Origin of the sequence: Kangiella sp. TOML190, assembly GCF_023706045.1 — a bacterium.
Lineage (GTDB): Bacteria > Pseudomonadota > Gammaproteobacteria > Enterobacterales > Kangiellaceae > Kangiella.
In genome coordinates this window covers 1,647,299-1,672,015 of sequence record NZ_BQYL01000001.1, presented here as the reverse complement: position 1 = coordinate 1,672,015, position 24,717 = coordinate 1,647,299, and the positions used below count along the sequence as shown (strand labels likewise).

Annotated in this window: 19 protein-coding genes; 12 read left to right on the top strand and 7 right to left on the bottom strand. The window is 41.7% G+C overall.

The annotated features are described in order from the left end of the window. Positions 1-5 precede the first annotated feature (5 nt). Genes glnD through NFS34_RS08005 form a run of 6 tightly spaced genes read left to right on the top strand, consistent with a single transcriptional unit; the run spans position 6 to position 5,896 of the window. The gene (gene glnD, locus NFS34_RS08030) at positions 6-2,651 is read left to right on the top strand and encodes a [protein-PII] uridylyltransferase (RefSeq protein ID WP_251359435.1); all 2,646 of its coding nucleotides are present in this window, start codon (positions 6-8) and stop codon (positions 2,649-2,651) included. Positions 2,652-2,682: 31 nt separating this feature from the next. Then, a complete protein-coding gene (gene dapD / locus NFS34_RS08025; protein WP_251359432.1) occupies positions 2,683-3,501 on the top strand; it encodes a 2,3,4,5-tetrahydropyridine-2,6-dicarboxylate N-succinyltransferase in 819 nt (272 codons plus the stop codon). Between the two features lie 10 nt (positions 3,502-3,511). Continuing rightward, entirely contained in the window at positions 3,512-3,856 is a 345-nt protein-coding gene (locus NFS34_RS08020; RefSeq protein ID WP_251359430.1) for an arsenate reductase, read from the top strand. 26 nt (positions 3,857-3,882) lie between these two features. Further along, on the top strand, positions 3,883-5,025 hold the full coding sequence (gene dapE / locus NFS34_RS08015; RefSeq protein WP_251359428.1) for a succinyl-diaminopimelate desuccinylase: 1,143 nt from the start codon (positions 3,883-3,885) through the stop codon (positions 5,023-5,025). Further along, positions 5,025-5,747, top strand: coding sequence for a M15 family metallopeptidase (locus NFS34_RS08010; RefSeq protein ID WP_251359427.1), 723 nt, complete (start codon positions 5,025-5,027; stop codon positions 5,745-5,747). The genes dapE and NFS34_RS08010 overlap by 1 nt, the downstream gene beginning before the upstream one ends. A 2-nt stretch (positions 5,748-5,749) precedes the next feature. Next, complete coding sequence (locus NFS34_RS08005) at positions 5,750-5,896, top strand: hypothetical protein (RefSeq protein ID WP_251359426.1); 147 nt, start codon at positions 5,750-5,752, stop codon at positions 5,894-5,896. A 22-nt stretch (positions 5,897-5,918) separates the two neighbouring features. On the opposite strand, the gene NFS34_RS08000 is transcribed toward NFS34_RS08005, so the two are convergent. After that, complete coding sequence (locus NFS34_RS08000) at positions 5,919-6,659, bottom strand: enoyl-CoA hydratase-related protein (RefSeq protein ID WP_251359425.1); 741 nt, start codon at positions 6,657-6,659, stop codon at positions 5,919-5,921. Positions 6,660-6,776: 117 nt separating this feature from the next. Between NFS34_RS08000 and NFS34_RS07995 the strand changes: the two genes are divergently transcribed. Next, positions 6,777-7,547: a GGDEF domain-containing protein gene (locus tag NFS34_RS07995; RefSeq protein WP_251359423.1), complete on the top strand. Its 771-nt coding sequence runs from the start codon at positions 6,777-6,779 to the stop codon at positions 7,545-7,547. Here the strand turns inward: NFS34_RS07995 and serC are convergent. Both serC and gyrA read right to left on the bottom strand, forming a co-directional pair. After that, positions 7,519-8,619: a 3-phosphoserine/phosphohydroxythreonine transaminase gene (gene serC, locus NFS34_RS07990; protein WP_251359421.1), complete on the bottom strand. Its 1,101-nt coding sequence runs from the start codon at positions 8,617-8,619 to the stop codon at positions 7,519-7,521. The two genes, NFS34_RS07995 and serC, sit on opposite strands and share 29 nt — an antisense overlap. A 14-nt stretch (positions 8,620-8,633) precedes the next feature. Continuing rightward, positions 8,634-11,231 (bottom strand): DNA gyrase subunit A, encoded by a 2,598-nt coding sequence (gyrA, locus tag NFS34_RS07985; protein WP_251359419.1) that lies wholly within the window; start codon positions 11,229-11,231, stop codon positions 8,634-8,636. A gap of 323 nt (positions 11,232-11,554) precedes the next feature. Here gyrA and NFS34_RS07980 point away from each other — a divergent pair, with 323 nt between their 5' ends. From NFS34_RS07980 to NFS34_RS07970, 3 genes are read left to right on the top strand one after another with little or no spacing between them, the layout of a single operon-like run. Continuing rightward, complete coding sequence (locus NFS34_RS07980; protein WP_251359416.1) at positions 11,555-12,952, top strand: amidohydrolase family protein; 1,398 nt, start codon at positions 11,555-11,557, stop codon at positions 12,950-12,952. 33 nt (positions 12,953-12,985) lie between these two features. Further along, positions 12,986-13,723: a bifunctional 2-polyprenyl-6-hydroxyphenol methylase/3-demethylubiquinol 3-O-methyltransferase UbiG gene (gene ubiG, locus NFS34_RS07975; protein WP_251359414.1), complete on the top strand. Its 738-nt coding sequence runs from the start codon at positions 12,986-12,988 to the stop codon at positions 13,721-13,723. Continuing rightward, on the top strand, positions 13,720-14,418 hold the full coding sequence (locus tag NFS34_RS07970) for an HAD-IA family hydrolase (protein WP_251359413.1): 699 nt from the start codon (positions 13,720-13,722) through the stop codon (positions 14,416-14,418). Before ubiG ends, NFS34_RS07970 begins: the two co-directional genes overlap by 4 nt. Before the next feature lie 10 nt (positions 14,419-14,428). On the opposite strand, the gene NFS34_RS07965 is transcribed toward NFS34_RS07970, so the two are convergent. Genes NFS34_RS07965 through pdsR form a run of 3 tightly spaced genes read right to left on the bottom strand, consistent with a single transcriptional unit; the run spans position 14,429 to position 20,151 of the window. Further along, positions 14,429-17,392, bottom strand: a complete 2,964-nt coding sequence (locus tag NFS34_RS07965; RefSeq protein WP_251359412.1) for a GGDEF domain-containing phosphodiesterase — start codon at positions 17,390-17,392, stop codon at positions 14,429-14,431. Between the two features lie 48 nt (positions 17,393-17,440). Next, positions 17,441-19,444 carry an ATP-binding protein gene (locus NFS34_RS07960; RefSeq protein WP_251359411.1) on the bottom strand — a complete coding sequence of 668 codons (2,004 nt, stop codon included), beginning with the start codon at positions 19,442-19,444 and terminating at the stop codon, positions 17,441-17,443. 11 nt (positions 19,445-19,455) lie between these two features. After that, positions 19,456-20,151, bottom strand: coding sequence for a proteobacterial dedicated sortase system response regulator (gene pdsR, locus NFS34_RS07955; protein ID WP_251359409.1), 696 nt, complete (start codon positions 20,149-20,151; stop codon positions 19,456-19,458). A gap of 114 nt (positions 20,152-20,265) precedes the next feature. Here pdsR and NFS34_RS07950 point away from each other — a divergent pair, with 114 nt between their 5' ends. Next, on the top strand, positions 20,266-21,015 hold the full coding sequence (locus NFS34_RS07950) for a YciK family oxidoreductase (protein ID WP_251359407.1): 750 nt from the start codon (positions 20,266-20,268) through the stop codon (positions 21,013-21,015). Between the two features lie 44 nt (positions 21,016-21,059). Continuing rightward, entirely contained in the window at positions 21,060-22,556 is a 1,497-nt protein-coding gene (locus tag NFS34_RS07945) for a Ppx/GppA phosphatase family protein (RefSeq protein ID WP_251359404.1), read from the top strand. Here the strand turns inward: NFS34_RS07945 and ppk1 are convergent. Continuing rightward, positions 22,553-24,664, bottom strand: a complete 2,112-nt coding sequence (gene ppk1 / locus NFS34_RS07940; protein WP_251359403.1) for a polyphosphate kinase 1 — start codon at positions 24,662-24,664, stop codon at positions 22,553-22,555. The two genes, NFS34_RS07945 and ppk1, sit on opposite strands and share 4 nt — an antisense overlap. Positions 24,665-24,717: the final 53 nt, after the last annotated feature.

The window sequence follows — 24,717 nt, the reverse complement described above, 5'->3', positions numbered from 1 at the left end:
TTACTGTGGCCGCTTCCGACAAATATCAGTACCTTCCCAAAAGCTCTGAAATCTTAAAAGTTTCCGAACAACCCAATGAGCGTCTAAAAACCTATAAGAAGCATTTGAAACGCGGAATTGAGAATATTATCGATCAATTCCAAAAAGGTACCAGTATCAACCAGTTGCTCAAGGCTCGTAGCACTTTTATTGATCACATCCTAAGCATTAGCTGGAAACAATTCGCCATTGACAATGATACCGCCTTGATTCCAGTAGGTGGCTATGGCCGCCAAGAATTGCAGCCTTTTTCTGATATTGATATTTTGATTTTAGTTAATGATCAAAGTTGCACCAAAAATCTCGAAGCTTGGATTGCCTTTTTATGGGATATTGGCCTAGAGGTAGGTCATAGCGTACGTAATCTTAAGGATTGCAAAACCCTTGCCGTCGACGATATTACCATTGCCACCAGCTTAATGGAGTCGCGCTATTTGTGTGGCGACAAAAATTTGTTTAAGCAATTGACAGCATTATTACAAGATGATGAGTTTTGGCCTGCGAAAGCATTTTTTCAGGCCAAAGTAACCGAGCATCGACATCGCCATAACAAATTTGAAGATACTTCCTATAACTTAGAGCCGAATATAAAGTCGAACCCTGGAGGATTGCGCGATATTCAGGTCATCCAGTGGATCTCGTTACGACAATTTAAATCTACGAGTCTGCATGATCTAATTAACCATCAAATTTTTACTCGGCGTGAATATAGAAACTTAATTAGTCATCAACAATTTCTAAGAAAAATCCGCTTTGCTTTACATGCCTTAGCCGGCAAACGCGAGGATCGTTTATCTTTCGAACACCAAAAGACCGTTGCTCAATGGCTTGGGTATGAAGATGACGAAAAGAAACTGGCGGTCGAATATTTGATGCAACGCTATTACCGTTCAGTGATGGCCATTCGGAATTTAACGGAACTGTTTATTCAAATCTTTGAACAAGAATACTTAACAGAATCTATAGCAGATAACATTATTCCGTTGGATGAAGATTTTTTTATTCAAAATAAACGAATCGGAACTCACGATCCCGAACTATTCAAAAAGAAACCCGAAACCTTAATTAAAATTTTTACTTACATTTCCCTCGATCCGGAAATCAAGCAAATTCAAGCAAAAACTTTACGACAAATTCGCTCAAGTCAGCAAATCATCAATAAAAAATACCGAGAATCAGCGCTGAATATTAAGGCTTGGTTGGAGTTCTTATCCACCAAACAACTAACCAGTCGTGGTTTTGCTTTAATGAAAAGAACCAATGTGTTAGGTGCTCTAATTCCAACGTTTGCTCGAATTGAAGGTCAAATGCAGTTCGATTTATTTCACGCTTACACTGTCGATGAGCACACCCTGTTCTTATTGCGTCACATTATTCGTTACAACAAGCCGGATTGTCAGTTAGAGTTTCCAATCTGCAGTAAAATCATGCAAACCTTGGTTGATCCTACCCCGCTCTACTTGGCTGCCATCTTTCACGATATTGGCAAAGGTCGTGGCGGCGATCATTCCGAGCTAGGGGCCGTCGATGCTCTTGAGTATTGCCAATCATTAGGGCTTGAAGAGCGAATTTCACAACTGGTTTCTTGGCTGGTGAAAAACCACCTAATCATGTCATTAATCGCGCAAAGAAAAGACATCAGCGATCCTGATGTTATCGAAGCTTTTGCTAAAAGAGTGCCTTCAATTTTACACTTGGAACTACTTTACGTGCTGACCGTTTCGGATATAAGAGCGACCAACCCGACTTTATGGAATTCTTGGAAAGAGTCTTTGCTAAAAGAGCTGTTTTTAGCCACCAAATACTATCTAAGTCAATCAACACCAAGGACTAATCAAGAAGAAATGCTGCAAGATACTCGCCAGCAAGTGTTAGAGCAGTTCGCTAAAAGTGGCGAAAGTATTGAGCCAGTTAGAGAACTGTTACATGAACTCGGTGATGAATATTTATTGCGTTATCATCCTGAACAAATAATTTGGCAGCTCGAACAGCTACTGCCTCAGCAACAACACCTGACCGATCAACCTTATGTCGCAATTAAAAATCACCGCAGTCAGGCTGGAACCGAAGTTTTCATTGCGATTGAAGATCAGCCAGATCTGTTTGCTGCTATTGCTGCCCTTCTTAGCCAAAACCATTTAAATATTCAGGCGGCAACTTTATTCACTTCCCCTAAAGGCTTGTGTTTAGATACTTTTATTGTGCTGGATGAACAAGGTCAACCCTTATCCTATCAACAACGAATTACGGAAATACAAACTAAACTAATTCAAGAACTGGATAATATTCAGTCTATTTCACTTGATGTTAGCCGCGCCCAACCTAGTCGCTATAAACACTTTAATGTTCCAACTAAAATAAGTTTTAACCAAGACAAGGTGAACAATCTAACCGTGTTGGAACTTTCCGCTTTGGATAGACCGGCTTTATTGGCTAAAATTGGGCAAGCATTCCGTGACTGTCATGTTAAAATTCATTCAGCTAAAATTGTTACTTTGGGTGAAAAAGTAGAAGATACTTTTCTAATTAGCAAAAATAATAACCAGCCCATAACAGATCCAAAAGAATTAGCAGCACTCGAGCAAAGTATTTTGAAACTGCTCGATCATTAATCACGCTCGATCATAAATATAGGAAGCCTAAATGTCATTACAACAAACTATCGAAACTGCTTTTGATAACCGTGATCAACTATCTGTCGATCATGCAGCTGTCGAAATCAAACAAGCGGTTAGCGAAACGCTTGAACTGCTTGATTCGGGCAAAGCCCGAGTGGCCGAAAAGATTGATGGCCAATGGCACGTTCATCAGTGGCTAAAAAAAGCCGTATTACTCTCTTTTCGCTTAAATGATAATAAAGTAATCGATACGCCCTTGGCGCAATTTTACGATAAGGTACCAATGAAATACCAAGGTATGAGCGAACAAGAGTTTCGCCAAGCCGGTACTCGAGTAGTTCCTCATGCCATCGCACGCCACGGTGCTTTTATTGCCAAAAACGTAGTCTTGATGCCTAGCTACACTAATATTGGTGCTTATATTGATGAAGGCACTATGGTGGATACTTGGGCTACGGTGGGTTCTTGCGCGCAAATTGGTAAAAACGTCCACCTTTCTGGCGGCGCGGGGATTGGCGGGGTTTTAGAACCGTTACAAGCTGGTCCTACAATCATAGAAGATAACTGCTTTATTGGCGCTCGCTCAGAAGTGGTTGAAGGCGTTGTGATCGAAGAAGGTTCTGTCTTATCAATGGGCGTTTTTATCGGCCAAAGCACAAAAATTTATAACCGCTTAACCGACGAAGTCACTTATGGTCGAGTAGCTGCCGGATCGGTAGTGGTGCCAGGTTCTTTACTAGCAGAGAATGGTAAATACAATTTAAACTGCGCTGTCATCGTTAAGCAGGTTGATGCTAAAACCCGCTCAAAAACCTCTATCAACGACTTATTGAGAATGGATTAGGAGCTTATTTATGGTAAAAATTTATGGCATCCCTAATTGTGACACAGTACGAAAAGCCGTGAAATGGTTGGAAGCTCAAGCAATTGAACATGAGTTTATCGACTATCGAAAAAATCCGCTCGCTAAAGCGGAAATCGCGCGCTGGGATAAAGCTATCGGCTGGGAGTCTCTATTAAATAAACGCTCTACCGCGTGGCGCCCACTAGAACAAAGCGTTAAAGATACTATCGATCGTGAGTCTGCCTTACAACTAATGCTCGATAAGGTAACCTTGATCAAGCGCCCGGTTTTAGTCAAAGGCGATGCGATCTATTTAGGTTTTAAACCTGAGCAGTATCAAGAGATTTTTAGTTAATGGCATCTTCTGTGAAGAGCGAAACTATGATCAACAGCGAAGTTTTAGAGTTGGCAAAAAATTTGATCAATCGTCAATCAGTAACGCCCGAAGATGCTGGTTGCCAACCGATGATGATGGATTATTTGGCCAAGCTTGGGTTTGAAAATGAAACGCTAAATTTTGCAGATACCAAGAATTTTTGGGCTCTAAAAAATGGCGTTACTCAAGGCCAAACTCCTGTCTTTGTTTTTGCAGGTCATACTGACGTGGTTCCAGCGGGTAATCTATCCGACTGGCACACGGATCCGTTTGTCGCCACCATCAATGAGGGCTATCTTTTTGGTCGTGGGGCTGCCGATATGAAAAGCAGCCTTGCAGCCATGTTAGTTGCTACCAAGAAGTTTATACATGACTATCCAGAGCATCGAGGATCTATCGGTTACCTTATTACTAGCGATGAAGAAGGCCCTTTTATCAATGGTACTGTAAGAGTTGTTGAGGAACTACAAAAACGCAACCAAGCTATTGATTATTGCATTGTTGGCGAGCCATCTAGCAGCGAGTCCTTTGGGGATGTGATAAAAAATGGTCGTCGAGGTTCGCTAACTGGTTTTCTGACTATCAAAGGTAATCAAGGTCATGTGGCCTATCCGCATCTTGCTGATAATGCCATTCATAAATCTTACCAAGCCTTGTTAGATTTAAGCCAGATCGAATGGGATCAAGGCAATGATTTTTTCCCTGCAACTAGCTTTCAAATTGCTATTGAGCGCTCCGGTACCGCAACCAATGTGATCCCTGGCGAAAAATACGTCGAATTTAATTTTCGCTATTCTACCGAGACTCATGCCGAGCAACTCAAATCGCGAGTTCAAACGCTACTTGATGGACACCAACTTGATTATGAGTTGGACTGGAAGCTCAATGGCGAACCTTTTCTAACGCCACAAGGCGACTTGTTACAGGCCTCTAAAAATGCCATTCAAAAAGCTTGCGGCTTAGAGACTCAAGCCCTGACCACTGGCGGTACTTCGGATGGCCGCTTTATCGCCAAAACTGGGGCACAAGTGGTAGAAATAGGCCCGGTTAATAAAACCATTCATAAAGTAAATGAATGCGTTAACATTTCGGATTTACAATTGTTGGTAGACGTGTATTACCAAATTATGCAAGAACTGGTGGCTTAATGATTCAAGATACAGGCTCTGCGAGCATGATGAGTGACCAACAATTGATTGGATTGGATCAAGCACACCTGCTTAAGATCGAGGATAACTCCGAATTGTTGGGGCAAAAATTTCAGTGCCATCACGAAGTTTTAATTCCGCTTGCCAAATTAATCCGACAATCCGAAAAAGATGGGATTCCATTACGAGTTGTCAGTAGCTACCGTTCGTTTGAGCAGCAGTTAGCCATTTGGAATCGAAAATACTACCAAGATATTTTGCTTAATCTACGCGATGGCAGTCAAGTTTCTTCTCAAGAATTAGCGGGCAAAGAAAGAGTTGATGCGATTTTGCATTATTCGGCTATTCCAGGAACCAGCCGTCACCATTGGGGCACCGACTTTGATCTATTTGATGCTGGCGCTATCGATCAGGGCTATCAAGTCAAGCTCACCGAACAGGAGTTTTCCGAACAGGGGCCTTGTGCCAATTTGCATCAATGGTTAGAAGAAATGATGCAAGATTATGGTTTTTTTAAACCCTATGCCAATGATCTTGGCGGTGTTGCCTGCGAGCCTTGGCACTTAAGCTATCAGCCAATCGCTCAGCCTGCGTTAAAAGAATTCCCGCAGCAACTGCTACGAGCGACTCTTGAGGAATCTGACTTAGGCGGTAAAGAGTTTGTTTTACCCAGATTGGAATCTTTGCTACAAAAATACGTTTATCGCATTAATCAGGACTAATTATGTGGATGGCTTTTGGTGTTACTTCACTCATTTTCGCAATTCTATTTTCCGGGATCTGGGTTTTAAAACAATCCGCTAATAAATTTAAAATCCCTAAAGGGGTTAAATCGCAACCTTATGATGAGGATGAAGAAGATCAAAGCTAGTTAAATGTAAGAATTACTCCTGCTAACGGGATAAAAATTGTTTAAATATTGCTTTGGCTTCTGCCGTTTTTAGTAAACGCGAAAACTCGGCAATTTCTTGATCGATCACTTGGTGAATCTTCTCACGATCAAACTTCATCAACTCACGACTAGCCAGCAAAGCCGCTTGAGGTTTAGCCGCGAGTTTTTCTGCCTTTTCAGTGGCAAACTGCCAATAATCTTCACTGGCAACTACAGCGTTGATAATACCGTATTCTAAAGCCCTTTGCGCATTAAAAGCGTCTCCTGTTAAGAGCAGTTCAGCAGCTCTAAGCTGGCCGATCTGGCGTGAAAGTAAATAGCTCGAGCCTGCTTCAGCACACACACCTAAATTAACAAACGGCATGCTAAACACTGCTTCATTGGTGGCGTAAACTAAATCACAATGTAATAACAGAGTAGTACCAATGCCAATTGCAGGGCCGGAAACGGCCGCTATCATTGGTTTTTTAAGATCTGCGAGTTTATGTAGAAAAGTCGCGATAGGACCATCGGGATCTAACACGCTTTCGTCTAAAAAATCCGCAATATCATTACCCGCGCAAAAGCTGTGATGGCCGCCCTTAAACAAAATTACCGTAACATCAGGATCAAGCTCAGCCTTCGCTAGAAGTTTAGTCATGGCTTGATACATTTCACCAGTCAACGCATTTTTTTTATCCGTTCGATGCAGCTCAAGGTGAAACACCCTATTTTTCACAAAGCCTTGTACTAATTCGCTCATAATTTGTACTTTTCCTGAAGGTTACTATAAGGTACATTAGAAACAGTATAGCCTTTAATAATAAAAAAAATAAACAGTAGCCACCGACTGATGGAAAATTTTAATAAGGAATTCAGTATGAAACCATTTTTGTTGCGTCTAAAGCGACCAGGGCTAGTAGCAGCTATCACTCTTATGGCTATTCTTTTAGCCAATCTCTTTAATTACTTCATTTGCATCTACTTTCATGGCGAATTTACTCGCATTGATTTCCTTAAGTCAACTTTTATTCCGCTCATGCTTGCGCCTATGATTTCTTGGTATCTGGTAGGAGCCACTTTTAAGCTAGCCGTCACAGAAAGAGAGCTTAAAAAACTAACTACCTACGATAGCCTAACTCAGCTGTTTAGTAGAACAGCCTTTTTACAGCGAGCCGAAAAATTATTGCAAACAGCAAACTCAGAAAAAAAGCCATTTTGCATTATGGCATTGGACTTGGATTATTTTAAAAAAATAAACGATAACTTTGGGCATGATGCGGGAGATTATGTACTTTATAAATTTGGCCAATTGATCAAAAATCTGGGTATCAGCAATCACGTCTGCGGACGTATCGGCGGCGAAGAGTTTGCTTTTGCCTTAATAGATATGGATATCGAAGACTCTCAGCAATTTGCCGAGTTAGTACGAAAAAAATTAGCAAACACTATTTTAATTTATGACAGTAAAGAAATAAAACTGACTACCAGCATTGGTATTAGCAGTTACCAAGAGAATCTAACAAGCCTGAACGAACTGATGGTTCAAGCCGATAAAGCATTGTATCAAGCCAAGCGAAATGGCCGAAATCAGACTGTCACTTTTACCCAAAGCTTAAACTTCAAAGATTCGCTTCAAAGCCCTTCATGAAATCAATCAGTTTTTTCACCCCTTCTATCGGCATCGCATTGTAAAGGCTGGCGCGCATCCCACCAAAATCACGATGGCCTTTTAAGGCTGTCAAACCCGCAGCTTTTGCTTGCTCTAAAAACATCGGATCCAATTCTGGTTGCCGCAAAGTAAAAGCAACGTTCATCAGCGAACGGCTATCAGCAGCCACAGGTGAATGATAAAAGTCGGAGCTATCGATAAAGTCGTAAAGCATCTGCGCCTTTTGCTGATTGCGTTTTTCCATCGCTTCAACTCCGCCCTGCTCCAATAACCATTGGAATACTAACCCGGCCAAATAGATCCCAAAGCTCGGCGGCGTATTATACAAAGAGCCATGTTTGGCCATCAGCGGGTACTGATACAAGCTTGGTACTCGTTGCGTTTGCATTTGTTCAAACAAGTCTTCACGGACAATAACTAAGGTCATACCCGAAGGGCCAATATTTTTTTGTGCACCGGCATAAATTAAAGCGTATTGCTCGATATCAATCGGTCGTGACAATATGTCCGAACACATATCACAAACCAATTTCCCTCGAAATTGTTGCGGCTCTTGGGAAAATTGCACTCCAACAATGGTTTCGTTAGAAGTAAAGTGCAAATACTTAGCCGAGTCATCAAGTTGCCAATTACTTTCAGACACTATCCCAAGTCCAGCGTCGGTTTGTTCAAAAGCTGTTTGAACATGAATTGTGCCAAAAGCTTGCGCTTCCTTAATTGCCTTCTTAGACCAATGCGCCTGCTCAAGATAGTTGGCGCTGTCATTAGGAGCTAAAAAATTCATCGGCACCATGGCAAACTGATGGGAAGCACTGCCGTGCAGAAAGAGCACTTTATAGTGCTCAGGAACCTTTAAAAGCTGTCTTAAATCTGCTTCGGTTTGATCCAGCAGGGCTTGAAATTGCGGCGTTCTATGACCCAACTCCATTACCGAACAGCCCTGTTGATTCCAGTTTAATAACTCCGCTTGAGCCCGCTGTAACACCTCGGTTGGAATAGCCGCAGGACCCGCCGAAAAGTTAAAAGAGCGATTATTAACAGCCTTATTCATATCGGTTTTAACGGTTATTCTTCACCAGCTTCTTCAGTTTCAGATGAGACTTCATCAGCAAGCTCATCGATTTCTTCATCGTCTTCTAGCTCGACAATTCGCTGTAGCCCGACTAGATTTTCACCATCGTCAAGTTTGATCAGGCGAACCCCTTGGGTATTCCTGCCCATTACGCGAATATCATCAACCCCAGTACGAATCAAGGTTCCACCTTTACTGATCAACATCACTTCATCACCATCAATCACAGGAACTGCGCTGACTACCGCGCCATTTCGTTCAGACATCTGGATAGAAATCACACCCTGACCACCGCGACCGCGCAGAGGATGATCTTCCATCGCGGTACGCTTACCATAACCATTTTCGGTAGCGGTTAAAACTGAACCATTTTCTTCAACAACCACCATCGCAATGACCTTAGCGCCATCCAACAAACGGATACCGCGCACCCCTTTTGCAGTACGCCCCATAGCTCTAACGTTAGCTTCATCAAATCGAATCACTTTACCCGCATCGCTGAACATCATCACATGGTTACTACCATCAGTTTTTGCCACGCCGATTAACTCATCGTCATCCATAATGGTTAAGGCGATAATGCCATTGGCACGAGGACGCGAGAATTGCTCTAAAGAAGTTTTCTTCACAGTACCGTTAGCCGTTGCCATAAAGACGTATTCATCTTCTTTATACTCACGAATTGGCAAGATAGCGCTAATTTTTTCGCCTTCTTCGAGTGGCAAAACGTTCACAATCGGTTTGCCGCGCGAACCACGACCAGCATTAGGCAACTCAAATACCTTGAGCCAATACACCTTACCGCGAGAAGAAAAACATAGAATGGTGTCATGGGTAGAAGCAACTAGTAATTTTTCAATAAAGTCTTCATTCTTCATCTTAGTGGCTGACTTACCACGACCACCGCGGCGTTGCGCCTTGTATTCGGATAAAGCTTGATACTTAACATAGCCTTCGTGCGATAAGGTAACCACCACATCTTCTTCAGAAATCAGATCAGCAATGGTTAGATCCAATTTACTTTCTAAAATTTCAGAGCGGCGTTCATCGCCAAACTCTTCTTTTACCTGATTAAGTTCTTCGCGGATCACTTCGAGTAAACGCTCAGTGCTCATCAAAATGTGCAACAACTCTTCGATAGCGCCTAACAAATCTTTATATTCACCCAAGATTTTGTCATGCTCAAGCCCTGTCAACTTATGCAAACGCAAATCCAAAATAGCTTGCGCTTGCGCTTCCGATAGCCTGTAAACATCGTCATGAAAACCAAACTCAGCGGCTAAATCTTCTGGTCGGCAAGCTTCGGTTCCAGCACGAGCTAACATTTCAGAAACTTGCCCTGGTTTCCAAGCACGCGCTATTAATTCCGCTTTCGCTTCTTTAGGCGTTGGCGACTGCTTGATAAGCTCAATCACTTCATCGATATTAGCAAGCGCAATCGCTAAACCTTCAAGAACATGGGCTTTTTCCCGCGCCTTGCGCAGTTCATAAATAGTACGGCGAGTGACAACTTCACGACGGTGAGTCACAAAGGCATCTAAAGCATCTTTAAGGTTAAATAAACGTGGCTGACCATTATCAAGAGCCACCATGTTAATACCGAAAACGTTTTGCATTTGCGATTGGGCGTAAAGATTGTTCAATACCACTTCTGGCACTTCACCTTTACGCAGCTCAATTACCATGCGCATACCGTCTTTATCTGACTCGTCGCGCAAACCAGTAATGCCATCAATTTTCTTATCTTTGACTAGTTCGGCAATTTTTTCTAACAAACGTGCTTTGTTAACTTGATACGGCAGTTCAGTTACCACGATCGAATCTTTGCCACTTCTTTCGTCCGTTTCGATATGACTGCGGGCACGCAGATAAATTTTACCTCGTCCCGTTCTGTAAGCATCGACAATACCCGCTCGGCCATTGATGATGGCCGCAGTTGGGAAGTCCGGTCCTTTGATATATTCCATCAATTCAGTCAAGGTTATATCCGGGTTGTCAATCAGCGCTAAGCAGCCCTCTACAACCTCATTTAAGTTGTGCGGCGGAATATTGGTCGCCATACCGACGGCAATACCCGAGGAGCCATTGACCAGCAAGTTGGGAATACGGGTTGGTAAAACTGTTGGCTCACTTTCCGAGCCATCATAGTTTTCTTCAAAATCAACCGTTTCCTTGTCTAGATCCGCCAATAATTGGTGCGCCATTTTGTCCATTCGCACTTCGGTATAACGCATCGCCGCGGGAGAATCACCATCGACCGACCCAAAGTTTCCTTGGCCATCTACTAACATATAGCGTAACGAAAAGGGCTGGGCCATCCGCACGATAGTATCGTAAACCGCAGTGTCACCATGCGGGTGGTATTTACCGATGACATCACCAACCACACGAGCCGATTTTTTATACGGCTTGTTAAAATCATTACCTAGCACGTCCATGGCGTATAAAACCCGTCTGTGAACCGGTTTTAAACCATCCCGAACGTCTGGCAAAGCCCGTCCGACGATAACGCTCATGGCATAATCTAAGTAGGAGTTTTTTAATTCATCCTCAATATTAATAGGAAGAATTTCTTTGGCGACTTCACCCATTATAAAAACCTTTTATTTTCAATATGTTATGGCACTTTTAGATTTGATATATTGTTTGTTTTTTGAGCAGCAAAAATGGCCCAATACAAACATGAAATTATAGCATAAGCCCCCTTTCTAGCGAGATTTTCCTAGCGGAAAATACCCGTGTTCTAGGCTAGAGCAAATAATTTTTAGTTCTGAAATTAGCCGCGTTATAATTAACCTTAAAGTGGTCATTTTTTACCCATTTCTGTAGCTTATAAAGCTCTCGAGTTATAAGCTATGGAATTCAAACAGCAGAACTCTTAAATAGAAATAATAACAGCGCAAAGCCTAATACAATGGTCGACACTATGCCGCAAAATCCATCACCACTGAGCAATTTCATTAGCCCTCAAAAGGCTGAACTACGGATTGATGCTAAACAGCTGATGGCGCCAGCGGCAAACTCAGCCGCCTTTCAGTGGCTTGACTATCACAGTTTAATTATCGACCAAGGCTTGGTTATTGACGTAATTCCTACCGCTCAAGCCCACAAACAGTACCAAACCAAACAACACTATAAGCTTAGCCAACAACTACTTATGCCCGGACTGAGTAACCATTACTGTTCATTGGGCGCAAGTTTATTCCAACACTTAGGGCTCGAACTACCAACTCAGCTCCGTTGGCAAAATTACCTCATGCCAGCAGAGCAAAAATTTGTTAGTGAAGAACTGATCGAGGTTGCCACTGAATATTCCATTGCTCAATCGTTATTCGCCGCCACTACGAACTTTTCAACTCACTATTTTTTTCCGCAGGTAACTGCAAAAATCGCTAAAAAACATAAGCTCAATTGTAAAATTGGGATCTGCATTAACCCTAGCTTTAGCCTGCCCAATTTAAGCTCAGAGCAACAACTGGCTAGCGGCCTACAATTAATAGACGACTACAAACATCAACAGCATATCGAGTTTGGCTTCTCCATTCCGAACCTTAATACGGTTAGTAATGATTTTCTCAACAAGCTCGCTTCGGTTAGCAACGAACTTGCGCTCTCGATTGATGTTTCATTTAACCGTTTAACAACGACCAGTACTGATCACTCCAAGCAGCGGCCTATTCAGCGTTTAGCCAATTTTGGTTTGTTGTCCCCAGACTTAAATATTCACAATCCAGTTCGCTTGCAGCGGCAAGAGTTAAAAACTATGGCTGAGAGTGGCTCCACACTTATTGTCAGTCCCTCCGCAGCTTGCCTAGCAGCCGACGGTTACCCGCCGCTTTCAGAATTTGTTACTTTAGGTGGTAGTTTTGTTATCGGCAGCGATAATCTAGCGAGTCATAACTTGAATATGCTTAAGGAGCTCAACAGCCTTGCCTTAACCAGCAAGCTAATTGCCAATTCAGCAACCGCGACCAATGCCGACCAAGTGCTTGCTGCCGCTTTGAAGCCCACCTTGCAGGCGCCCATTGTGAGTAGCCAGACTCTTGGCTTTAGCAAAGGTAGTGAAGCGACTATTTGCGCGGTTAACCTAGACACTGCTATGAATTTAGATGGCAAGGCTCAAACAGAACAAACTATTGCTCATGATCCTAGTCAACAAATAGTTTATACTGGCGGCCAGCACAATATCAGCCACCTTTGGCACAAGGGTGAAACAAAAATAGTGGACGCTAGACTCTGTAGTAGCGAAATACAGGAGCAGCAAAAATCCGTCAATCAATGGCTTAATACCATCAATCAACGAAAGTATTAACCAACCAAGATATTAACCAATAAAGACAGTAGCATGAATACGCAAAATGTAGATCAACATGAAATTTCTAAATTTGAGCAAATGGCTTCTCGTTGGTGGGATAAAAGTGGTGACTTTAAACCGCTTCATGATATCAATCCGCTACGCTTGGGCTTTATCCTTGAACATGCTAATGGCCTTACTGGCAAAAAAGTATTGGATATTGGCTGTGGTGGAGGAATTTTAACGGAGTCCATGGCGAAGGAAGGTGCAACAGTTACTGGAATCGACATGGGTGAAATGCCCTTAGAGGTAGCCAAGCTGCATTTACTTGAATCTCAGCTTGAAATCGACTACCAACGCAGCACCGCGGAAGAGTTTGCCGAGCAGCATGCAGAACAATTTGATGTGGTAACTTGCCTAGAAATGCTGGAACACGTGCCCGATCCAAGCTCCATCATCAAAGCCTGTCGCAAGCTAGTCAAGCCCAATGGTCATGTCTTTTTTTCGACCATTAACCGTAATCCTAAGAGTTTTTTATTTGCAATTGTTGGTGCGGAATACCTTTTGCAAATGCTGCCAAAAGGCACTCACGATTTCAAAAAATTCATCCGCCCTTCAGAGCTTGAATCTTGGGCCAGACCGGCAGGTTTAAGCTTTGAACACATGACCGGAATGCACTATAACCCCTTAAGTAAAAAGTACTGGCTAGCGGATAATGTTGATGTAAATTATATTGTCCATTGCTTACCTCAAGAAATCTCTAATAGCTCTAGCTCAAAAGACGCATGAGCCGTTCAGAAACCGCCATAAGTCAAACCATAAAACATCAAGTCAAGGCGGTCTATTTTGATCTTGATGGTACTTTGCTGGATACCGCTCCTGATATGGCGCTTGCACTCAACATTCAGCTTGAGAAGCATCGAAAAGCAGCCCTACCCTATCCAACCATTCGACCATGGGTATCGCACGGCGCAGCAGCTTTAATAAAGTTAGGTTTTGGCATAAGGCCTGAACATAGCGACTTTGACAGTTACCGTTTAGAGTACTTAGAAATTTATCAGGCCAATTTGTCGGTCAATACTCAGCTTTTTTCGGGGATGGAGAAACTACTAAAAGCTTTAGAAACCCGCCAGATAAGGTGGGGCGTGGTGACTAACAAACCTGAGTTTTTGACCATACCGCTACTGAAAGACTTGAATTTATACCATCGTTCTTCCTCAGTAATTAGCGGTGATACGATTAAACCTAGTAAGCCAAGCCCAACCCCGCTTTTTTTAGCCTGCTCGCAAGACAAGGTAACTCCTAATCAAGCAATTTATGTTGGAGATGCCATTCGGGATATTCATGCGGCTAAATCCGCTGGTATGCTGGCTATCGCCGCCAAATACGGCTATATCAATCCAGAGGATAACTTTTCGGCTTGGCCATTTGATCTGGCGATTGCTTCGCCAGAAGAATTATTCGCGCACTTAAATTTGAGTTGATTGAAATCCTTCAATTTATCAACTGATTAAAATCAAGTTTACCTTTTTTTAGCATGGCTTTTAATTCCTTGATCGGTTGCGGTTTAGCAAATAAGAAGCCTTGGACCAAGATTCCGGGCTTAGCTTGTAATACTTTCAATTGCTCCGCTGTCTCGACTCCCTCGACAATTGTGATGAGTTCATTTTCTTGGACTAAGCTAATAATTGCTGATAAGAAATTTTTGGCTTTACTTGAATTGTCATTATCAATTTTATTAACAAAAGACTTGTCTACCTTGGCGCCACTAATGGGTAGTTGCAATAAGTGAGAAATCGAAGAAAAACCTGTTCCGAAATCATCGAGAATCACCTTCACGCCAAATTGATTTAATTCTTTTATCTGCGAAATACTAAAATCAAGATCACGCACCTCTTCACTTTCGGTAATTTCAATATGAATAGAATCACCCTGTAAATTATAGGACTTGAGGGTTTCAATAATATAAGAGGCTGTGTTTTTGCGACCTATATCTTTTGGGGACAAATTAATCGCCACCGACAAAGACAAACCTTGATCTCTGAGTTCAGCAACCTGCTTGATGGCTGAGTGGATAACCCACTGGCTAAGACTGGTGATTAAACTAGTTTCTTCGGCAAGCTTAACAAACAAGTTTGGATCTATTGGACCACGGATAGGATGCATCCACCTTAGCAAGGCTTCACAATAATAAATATTGCCCGAAGCAATATCGAAAACCGGCTGATAAACTAACTTTAGATCGTTATTATTAATCGCTTCGTGCAAGTCTTTTTCTAAATTTAAACGATAACGAGTTTGCTCACTATCGTAATTCTGATAAAACGCAAACAGCTCACCATCGGCTTTTGCTTTTTTTACAGCCACTTCAGCATTACTAATTAATTTATCACCAAGAATAGCATCTTTGGGGTAAAGGCTAACGCCAGCCTTTAAATTAGGCTTAACTTGAGTGTCACCAACGCTTAGCAGTTGAGAAAACTCATTAATAATAGTTTGGCTTAGTCGTGATAGATGGTAAGTATTTAAATCGGTTGCAACTATTGCAAATTCATCATCACCGGTTTTTGCAACAAAGTCTTCTTCCTTGATATTTTTTTGCAGAATGTCGACTAATTTTAAAATCACCTTATCACCAATACTTCGTCCATGCGCATTATTGATCGCATTTAAGCTGGCGATATCAAAACAAATCAAGCCAAAAGATAATTTGTTTATGGAAGATTTTTCAATCAAGTTTTTAAGGTGTTTCAGTAATAAATTTCGGTTAGGCAGCCCGGTAAAGTTATCGTAATTAGCGATTTTGTGTAATGTTTTTTCATTTTCTTTATTCTTAGTTATGTCCCTAAAATTACTCACAATTGCCTTAACACTGGGATCAGCCAATAAGTTGGTTAACGTATTCTGCACCCAAAGCAAACGCCCGTCCCGAGCCACCAACCGATATTCTTTAAGCTCGACTGACTTACCGGGCTTATCAGCAATATCCTGCCAAGCTTTAATCGGAATACTTCTGTCCGCCTCATAAACATAGTCAAGGGCATTGGTTGGCATAACCTCATAATCGGTGTAACCCAGCATATTTTTTGAGCTGTCGCTGGCAAATATCATATTGCCAGTCACATCATACAAGGCTACGCCATCAAAAGAGCGCTCAACCAAAGCCTCGTACAAGCGTTTACGGTTTTGTAATTCTGCTACCGCCATTTTTTCTTTAGTTAAATCACTAAAGTTAATCACCACACCATTAATATCGGGATCATGTAAAAAATTGGTAATGGTTGCCTTAACCCATAGGGTATCAACACCATTAAATTTCTTAAGTTCCAGTTCTTCAATATCGACTGGATTTTCTGGTGATGCTAAAACTTCTCGCCAAATACTATTGATTTTTTCTTTGCAAGAATCTGCAAAATATTCAGTGATATTCAAAATTGCTCGAAAAGATTCGTCATATTCAAGTAATCTATAGGCAGAATGTGAAGCATAATTGATATTGGCATCTCTATCGAAAACGACTATTGCGTCGAAAGCATTGTTAATTAATGCCTTGTACTTTTTCCGACTCTTTTCCAATTCTTTTCTGACATACTCTCTTTGGCTAATATCCTTAACCGTTGCCAACATATTTTCCGGTCCGTGCAACGTGACCGTGACTTCAACAGGAAAAACGCTGCCATCTTTACGACGATGCCAGCTGTTTATCGCAACCGGCTCTCCAGGCTTATAATCGTCGCGAATTTCCCGCAACAAAGTAGTTTTTTCGGAAACCTGAACATCAATATCTTTTACATTCATGGTAAGCAGCTCTTTCTTAGAATATCCCAATGAAATCACTGCTTGCTGATTCACATTTAAGATCTTGCCATTCGGCGCATGATAAAAAAGTGCATCACCCACATGATTAAAAATATCTTTATACAGCTCGGAAGTTTTTTTCTCCAGCGCTAAGTAGTAGTCACACTCTTTGAGTTTTTGCTCAAGCGTTTCAACTAGCAGCCCTTCGGCCAGATAACTACAGATCAACTTAATATTCTCAAGAGCGGCATGATTAAGAATTGGCGTTGCTTGCGAATTAACGATTGCAAGCACCAACATTTTAAGTTCACTGCTAAGCTGATGCTGGTAACAAACTGCTGTGGCTTCAGATGGTAATACGGAGTTATCGATAACTCGTAAAGCGGCTTCTTGTTGCTGCGAATCAAAGTAGGCGCTTGCTCTAAAACCATCAATAAAATGACATGCTTGCTCAGCAAGTCCATTGCTATTAGATGTATATTGGCAAGACCAATGCGTTTGCTCATTGGCTTGCGAGTAGATATTTAGAGACTGAATGAGAAAGTCCCCATTATCAAATTCCAAGCACGCCTTTATGGCTGCATCAACGGAAGCCGCAGGAACTAAAATTTGAAGTAGATTTTGCAAGCTTTGCGGTTGATTTTGCTTGGTGTTAAACATTCCTACCTGCATGATATCCTTGTCATTAATCCATTCTAATACAATCGCCTACGAAACGACATAAGAACTTTTTGTCCAGCTTAGATTAATCACTACGCCCTGCTGATTCTTGCGATTTCTAGCTTGAATAATAGCTTTGTGCTTTCTGGCAATTAATTTTGCCATATATAAACCCAAGCCTAAATTATCAGACTTTGGCTGTATTTTTGCATTCTCGCGATAGGACACCATTAAGTTAAAAATGGACTTCAACTGTTCAGGAATGATCGTAGGGCCTGAATTGCTCACTGATAGCACCAGCAAATCCTTATTTTGATTCAAGCTTAAAACTATTGGTTCTTTTTTATCGGAAAAATCGAGTGCATTAGTAATAATTTTATCCAGCATTTGCGCAAACAGTTCCTGATTGGCTTTAATCTTGACGGAGTTTACATTGCTAACGAATTCAAACTTGTACTCGCTCCAGCTTTGTTGATAGCTTTGGATAAGCTTTTTTAGCAAAGTAACCAGCTCTGTTTGCTGCATTGACACTTGCGCTACCGCCTCTTCAAGCCGGTTAGCCTCACTAAGTCGACTCAAAGTTAAACTCAAGCGTTTGCTACCTTGCTGTGCGCTAGCTAGCAAGGCCTTGTCTTCAGCAGAAAGCTTCGACATCGCCAGATTGTCCAGCGAAGAACTAATGATGGCGATTGGTGTTCTGAGTTCATGATTAAGGCGCGAAACCATTTTCCTATGATGTTCACGCTTTTGACCAGCGCGTTCATTAAAGTAATACAGGCTATTATAGAGTTGCGAAACTTCATCACTACCCTTAAGTTCGGCTTGATTGATTTCGACGCTGTCTAGATCTTGCTCATAAGCATCCTCTGTAACTTGGCGCAACTGATTAATTCTGCGGTTATAGATGCGAGACTGTTTCATCACCATAAAACTACTTAACAGCCATAGCAGTATAAAAGCTAACGCTATCATCAATACTATATTGTGCAATAAGCGTTTATAGGAGTACGCTGAGTCGCACACCAACAAGTAACCAAGGAGCCGCTCGTTGAGCTTTAATGCCACGCCGGAATTGGCAATAAAAAACTCCGTGCCCGCCTTGTCGCTTGCTTGATAAACGCGATTGGGATCATTTAGCTCAAAACTAGCAGTTTGTTTAAGTTTATTAATATGTGCTTGCACTTTATCGCTGCTGCTAAAGCTGCTCATTCTGCGATTAGTTCTTTGTTCAAACAAGCTACCCACGGAAAAGACTTGCTGACCACTAGCGTCTGCTAATATCAATTGCTGCTCACTTAAATCATTGCTTAATAGCCAATCGGATTTGTTTTCGCTCAACATTGAATAGCTTTCAAAGTTGGTAAACGAAAATATGCCTTGGTATTGCTCGTTAAAATTGGCTAAAGTCTTATCATCGGCATCGTATAACACAGCATTAAGCCTATCGCCTATTAAAGCCTTTGGTGCTCGAAACTCAATTTGATAGCCGGCCTGAGTTTCTTGCAATATTGCTAACACCGAGGCTACTGGCGAAAAACCATTATCTTTTTCTTTTAATACCATCATCTTTCCAGGTGCTTGAGGTTGAAATAACCAATAACCTTGCCCAAAATCAACCCGGAACATATCAGTGGATTGGTTAGAGTAAGGGTTTTTCCGATAGACCAGATGATTATCAGTGACTTCGAGTAGGCCGTAAAAAAATCGCTTATCTTCAATTAAACTTAAACTAGAGGGTGTTTTATCATTACGAACCGCTAACGATTGTTGTTTATATGAAAACCACTCATCACCATAACCATCAAGCAAAATTGGTGTGGTTCTATTCAGAATTAATATAGCGTTTTGTTGTTGCTCTTGATTAAAGTTTGCGACAAAATTTTTATCTTTTTCCAATAGCTGTTGGAAGATATTGCGATAAAATTTTAAATCTTGTCGATTAGCTTCCAACGTTTGCTGTTCAATGGTTTTTTGGCCAAAAGCGTAAGCCCAGCCAATTATTGCCAACAAAGCCAATAGCAATAATAACCGAACAAGGATTTTGGCTGTCAAAGACCAATTGCTCATCCGCTACTATTCCAGCGGTAACCCATACCATAAACCGTATCGATATGATCGAAAGCTGTATCAATAGCTTGGAATTTCTGACGGATCCTTTTGATGTGTGAGGTAATGGTACTGTCGTCTACCACCACCTTAACTGCTTGCATCAATTGGTCACGGCTTTTCACATGACCGGGTTTAGTCGCCAATGAGGATACAATCCAAAATTCAGTCACGGTTAAATCCACCAATTGCTTATCCCACTTCACCGATAAACGTTCGTTATCGATTTCCAGTAAACCAACCGTCTTGATATTTTCCTGCTCAGGGGCTTGTTGCATCAATTCAATCCGCCGAAATAACGCCGAGATCCGAGCTAACAAATGCGGCATACTAATGTCTTTGGTTAGGTAATCGTCCGCCCCCAAACGCAGGCCTGAAATGATGTCAAAGTCGCTATCTAAAGCAGTTAGAAAAATTATTGGCAAATGTTTAGATTTTTGTCGTAATTCACGGCAAACTTCAAAGCCCGCTTCTGGCTCAGTGCCTAAACCGATATCCAAAATCACTAATTCCGGTAATCGCTGATTAAAAGCCGCTAAAGCAGCACCTTTATCCGCATAAACGGCCACTTCGTATCCTGACTTTTCGAGCGCCAGCTTATAATTCTGCTGTAAGATGGGTTCGTCTTCGACTAGAGCAATTCTTTTTACCATTGTTGTTTTTCTCGGGTTGCCTTCTCGTATTTTGCATTGACCTGCTAACAGCGGTTGTTAGCCAAGTACCATTTCAGTAAAATACCGCTTTACTTGGCCCTACTCAAGACTTCTATGAAAAATTATCAAGCTCCAAATCAATTTTTAGCCAATAAAATCATTATGGTAACAGGCGCAACTGATGGTATTGGCAAACAAGCCGCCATCCACTACGCCTCTTACGGGGCAACGGTCATACTGCTGGGTCGAAATACCCGTAAACTCGAAATGGTTTACGACGAAATTGAAGGCTTGGGCTACCCACAACCCGCATTTATCCCGCTGAATTTGCAAAATACGGCTCCAGAGCAATACCAGCAAGTTGCAGAGGTTATAGAAAAAGAGTTTGGGCGACTGGATGGCCTTTTACATAACGCGAGCGACTTGGGCTTACTCAGCCCGATTGAACATTTCGACGAAGAAACTTGGTTTCGGGTCATGCAGGTGAACGTTAATGCCACTTACTTACTGAGCAAATACTGCCTACCTTTGCTAAAAAAAGCTGATAAAGCTTCGATGGTGTTTACCTCTTCAGGAGTCGGCCAACAAGGTCGTGCTTATTGGGGCGCTTACTCAGTTTCTAAGTTTGCCACGGAAGGAATGATGCAGGTGTTAGCCGATGAGCTAGAAAAAACAACCATCAAGGTCAATAGCATCAACCCTGGTGCAACCCAAACGAAAATGCGCGCCAACGCTTTTCCTGGTGAAGATCCGCAAACACTGCCAACCACTGAAGCTATCATGCCCGCTTATTTGTGGCTGATGGATCTTGAGCAACTCGAAAGCCATGGTCAAGCCATCAATGCACGTGATTTTTTAAGCTAATTAGGCTACATTGCAATAATCGATTATAAATAAACATTTAGATTTTGGATAATCAATCGATCAAACATTATGCGGCTCTGGATCTAGGCTCAAACAGCTTTCATCTGGTTATTGTTAAATACGATGGCCAAACCTTTCACCAAATAGGTAAGCATAAAGAAAAAGTACAGCTTGCCAGCGGCCTTAATCAAGATGACATCTTATCAGAAGAGGCGATTGATCGTGGTCTAGAGTGCCTTAAACTGTTTTCGGAGCGCTTAAGGGATATTCCGAAAGAACAAATTAAAGTCGTTGCTACCTATACGTTGCGTAAGGCTAAAAATGCCCAAAGTTTTATCCATCAAGCCGAAGAAATTCTATCGGTTCCGATTGAGATCCTTCCCGGCAAGGAAGAAGCCCGACTTATTTATAATGGCGTTTCTCATAACCATCCGGATATTGAAAAAACTTTAGTCATCGATATTGGCGGTGGTAGTACTGAAATTGTACTTGGTGATAAGTTTGAACCTTTATTTTTAGATAGCTTATCTTTAGGTTGTGTGACCTATCAACGATTCTTCCCTGACAATATCATTAACGAAGCTAACTTTGAACGAGCCTTATTAAACGCAACTTTGATTATTTCACCGGTTGAGCATAAGTACCTTGCCGAAAGTTTACAGTATTGCTTAGGTTCATCAGGCAGTATCGAAGCTATATACCGAGTCATTCAGGGCTTCGGCTTTAAGGATAACTGCATTCAATTGCATCATTTGCGGTTTTTAAAATCTAAATTGATTGAAATTGGCAGCTTCGACAATATCAATTTGGAAGGTTTGTCCAAACCCCGAGTGAATACCTTTACCACCGGCTTAGTGATCTTGTTGGCGTTATTCCAAGAGCTAAAAATTCAAGAACTGTACGTTTCCAACGCTTCGTTGCGTGAAGGTATTTTGCTTGAATTGGCTGATGAATTAAGAGGTAATGATAATCGCAACCAAACGGTCGAAAGTTTAAGTAAACGTTTTGATGTTGATAGCAACTATGCAACGAATATCGAAACCACTGCTTTGGATATTTTCGCCAGCGTTGCCGATCTGTGGGGAATTTATGATCCGCACTACGTTAACCTATTGAAGTGGGCTTGCCGTTTACACGAAGTTGGCCTTTCTATCAGCTATTCTAAAATGCGTTTTCATAGCGCCCATATCGTGCAATATGCTGACATGCCTGGTTTTAGTCAGCAAACAAAAGAATCACTGGCCTGCATCATCCAAGCGCAAAACAAAAAAATCTATCCAGATACCTTTGAAAACCGCTACGAACCGAAGCAGGCACTATTAGCCATAGCGCAAATTCTGCGTCTTTCTATTTTGCTGAATATAAAAAGAACCGCTACTGATATTAGTCCTTTACAATTTAATGCTGACCAAGACAATCAACTGACGATTGAGATCCCACAAGACTGGGCGCAGGAAAATCAATTATTAATGCTGGAATTGGAAAAAGAGAAGGCTTACCTTGATTTTCACAATCTCAAATTGGATTGGAAGCTTACTTAAAGCGCTAAAGCTTCAAGCAGTCGATCTTGCACTTTGTATTCATCTTCGATAGCTTGAATTTCATATAAGCCGTTGTGCGACAAGCGCCAACTTTGTTGGTGCGGACGCAACATCAAACGTAAATCCTTAATGACTTGCTGCTTAGCGTCAGGATCTAAGATCGGAAAAGCCACTTCAACTCGATGATATAAATTACGTTCCATAATATCGGCAGAAGCAGCATATAAATTCGAATCTCCGCCATTGGAAAAATAATAAACTCGAGAATGTTCTAGGAAGCGTCCAATGATCGAAGTCACTTCAATATTGTCGGAAACGCCAGCCACATCAGGTCGTAAACAGCAAATCCCGCGTACCAATAATCTAACTTGCACACCCGCCATTGAAGCTTGATAGAGTTTCATAATAAGCTGCGGATCGGTTAACGCATTGACCTTTAAGATAATCTCCGCCGGTTCTCCCGATTCAGCAATGGCGATTTCATGATTGATGTTTTTAATCAGTTTTTTGTGCAGATTGAAAGGCGCATTCCAGAGTTTATTAAGCTTATAAACCTTACCCATACCGGTTAGTTGCTGAAAAACCTTGTGCACATCTTCACCTATTTCCTTATCCGAAGTCAGCAAACTATAATCCGTATAAAGCCGCGCATTACGTTCATGATAATTACCCGTGCCTAGGTGAACAAAACGAACTAATTTCTTTTTAAAACGACGAACCACCAGACTCATTTTGGCATGGGTTTTATAACCAACCACCCCATAAACTACCAAGACTCCTGCTTCTTGGAGCTTTTGCGCCAGTTCAATATTATCCTCTTCATCGAAACGCGCCCGCAACTCAATCACCGCCGTGACTTCCTTGCCTGCGTGTGCCGCATCGATCAAAGCCGCCACAATAGGAGAATCACTGCCGGTTCGGTAAAGCGTTTGTTTCATCGCCAGCACTTCCGGATCACTTGCCGCTTGCTTAACAAACTCAATCACTGGCACAAAGCTTTGGTACGGGTGATGTAAAAAAATATCGTTTTCTTGCAATACCTCTAAAACTGGCCGCCCCATTTTTAAGTCTTTGGGGGTTTTTGGTGTAAAACCAGTAAACTTTAAGTCAGCTCGCTCTACCAAATCGGGCAGGGACATCAAGCGATTTAGGTTGACAGGGCCATCGGCTAAATACAGTTCGTCTTGAGTTAAGTTACATTTTTGCAGCAAGAAATTAACCAGCTTATTGGGGCAAGATTTCTCGACCTCTAACCGCACCGCCGCACCGAAATGGCGTGATTGTAACTCACGTTTTAACGCGCTTGCTAAATCATCAGTAAGTTGCTCATCGACTAACAAATCACTGTCGCGGGTTAGTCGGAACTGGTAACAACCGTTAATTTCCATACCCGGAAACAGATCTTCCGCGAACACCGAAATAATACTCGATAAATACACAAAATCTTGACCTGGATTGGCAGCAATTTCATCCGGCAGTTCGATAATTCGTGGTAACGATCGTGGCATATGTAAGATGGCATATTCCAAATCACGACCGAAAGCATCATTGCCATGCAAGTGCACTAAAAAGTGCAGTGATTTATTCACTAGTCGCGGGAAAGGATGTGCTAGATCCAAACTTATAGGAGAAATTACAGGCATGATTTGCTGTTTAAAATACTTTTTCAGCCACGATTTTTGTTTATCCGACCAGTCATCTGCAAGCAAAAAACGAATATTTTCAGCTTCTAGTTTTGGCAATAATTGTTCGTTCAGAATTTGGTATTGTTCTTCAACTAAACGATGAGAAAAATCACGAATATTGTTTAAGGTTTCTTCTGGCGATTCGCCATTTAAACTTGGTTTGGTATCACCACGATCAATCCTATGGCGTAAGCCAGCGACTCTGACTTCGAAAAATTCATCCAAATTATTACTGCAAATACAAACAAAACGTATCCGTTCGAGCAAAGGCATTGATTCATCAAGCGCTTGGCGCAATACCCGCCAATTAAAGCGTAATAAGCTAATTTCCCGTTCAAAATATAACTCGGGATCTTCCAAATTCGGGCTTTGCTGCTCCAAGTCCGGTTTTAACTCAACAATCTTATTTTCTTCAGCGCCCATACAACTCATTAGTAATTTAAAATAACCAGTATAACTTTTATTGATAACATTTT

Excerpts from the sequence above, each read along its gene's own strand:
- dapE (WP_251359428.1), top strand. The coding sequence starts at position 3,883 with ATGATCAACAGCGAAGTTTTAGAGTTGGCAAAAAATTTGATCAATCGT.
- gyrA (WP_251359419.1), bottom strand. The coding sequence starts at position 11,231 with ATGGGTGAAGTCGCCAAAGAAATTCTTCCTATTAATATTGAGGATGAA.
- NFS34_RS07965 (WP_251359412.1), bottom strand. The coding sequence starts at position 17,392 with ATGTTTAACACCAAGCAAAATCAACCGCAAAGCTTGCAAAATCTACTT.
- dapD (WP_251359432.1), top strand. The coding sequence starts at position 2,683 with ATGTCATTACAACAAACTATCGAAACTGCTTTTGATAACCGTGATCAA.
- serC (WP_251359421.1), bottom strand. The coding sequence starts at position 8,619 with ATGAATAAGGCTGTTAATAATCGCTCTTTTAACTTTTCGGCGGGTCCT.
- NFS34_RS07980 (WP_251359416.1), top strand. The coding sequence starts at position 11,555 with ATGGTCGACACTATGCCGCAAAATCCATCACCACTGAGCAATTTCATT.
- NFS34_RS08020 (WP_251359430.1), top strand. The coding sequence starts at position 3,512 with ATGGTAAAAATTTATGGCATCCCTAATTGTGACACAGTACGAAAAGCC.
- ppk1 (WP_251359403.1), bottom strand. The coding sequence starts at position 24,664 with ATGGGCGCTGAAGAAAATAAGATTGTTGAGTTAAAACCGGACTTGGAG.
- NFS34_RS08000 (WP_251359425.1), bottom strand. The coding sequence starts at position 6,659 with ATGAGCGAATTAGTACAAGGCTTTGTGAAAAATAGGGTGTTTCACCTT.
- NFS34_RS08005 (WP_251359426.1), top strand. The coding sequence starts at position 5,750 with ATGTGGATGGCTTTTGGTGTTACTTCACTCATTTTCGCAATTCTATTT.
- ubiG (WP_251359414.1), top strand. The coding sequence starts at position 12,986 with ATGAATACGCAAAATGTAGATCAACATGAAATTTCTAAATTTGAGCAA.
- NFS34_RS08010 (WP_251359427.1), top strand. The coding sequence starts at position 5,025 with ATGATTCAAGATACAGGCTCTGCGAGCATGATGAGTGACCAACAATTG.
- NFS34_RS07995 (WP_251359423.1), top strand. The coding sequence starts at position 6,777 with ATGAAACCATTTTTGTTGCGTCTAAAGCGACCAGGGCTAGTAGCAGCT.
- pdsR (WP_251359409.1), bottom strand. The coding sequence starts at position 20,151 with ATGGTAAAAAGAATTGCTCTAGTCGAAGACGAACCCATCTTACAGCAG.
- NFS34_RS07970 (WP_251359413.1), top strand. The coding sequence starts at position 13,720 with ATGAGCCGTTCAGAAACCGCCATAAGTCAAACCATAAAACATCAAGTC.
- NFS34_RS07950 (WP_251359407.1), top strand. The coding sequence starts at position 20,266 with ATGAAAAATTATCAAGCTCCAAATCAATTTTTAGCCAATAAAATCATT.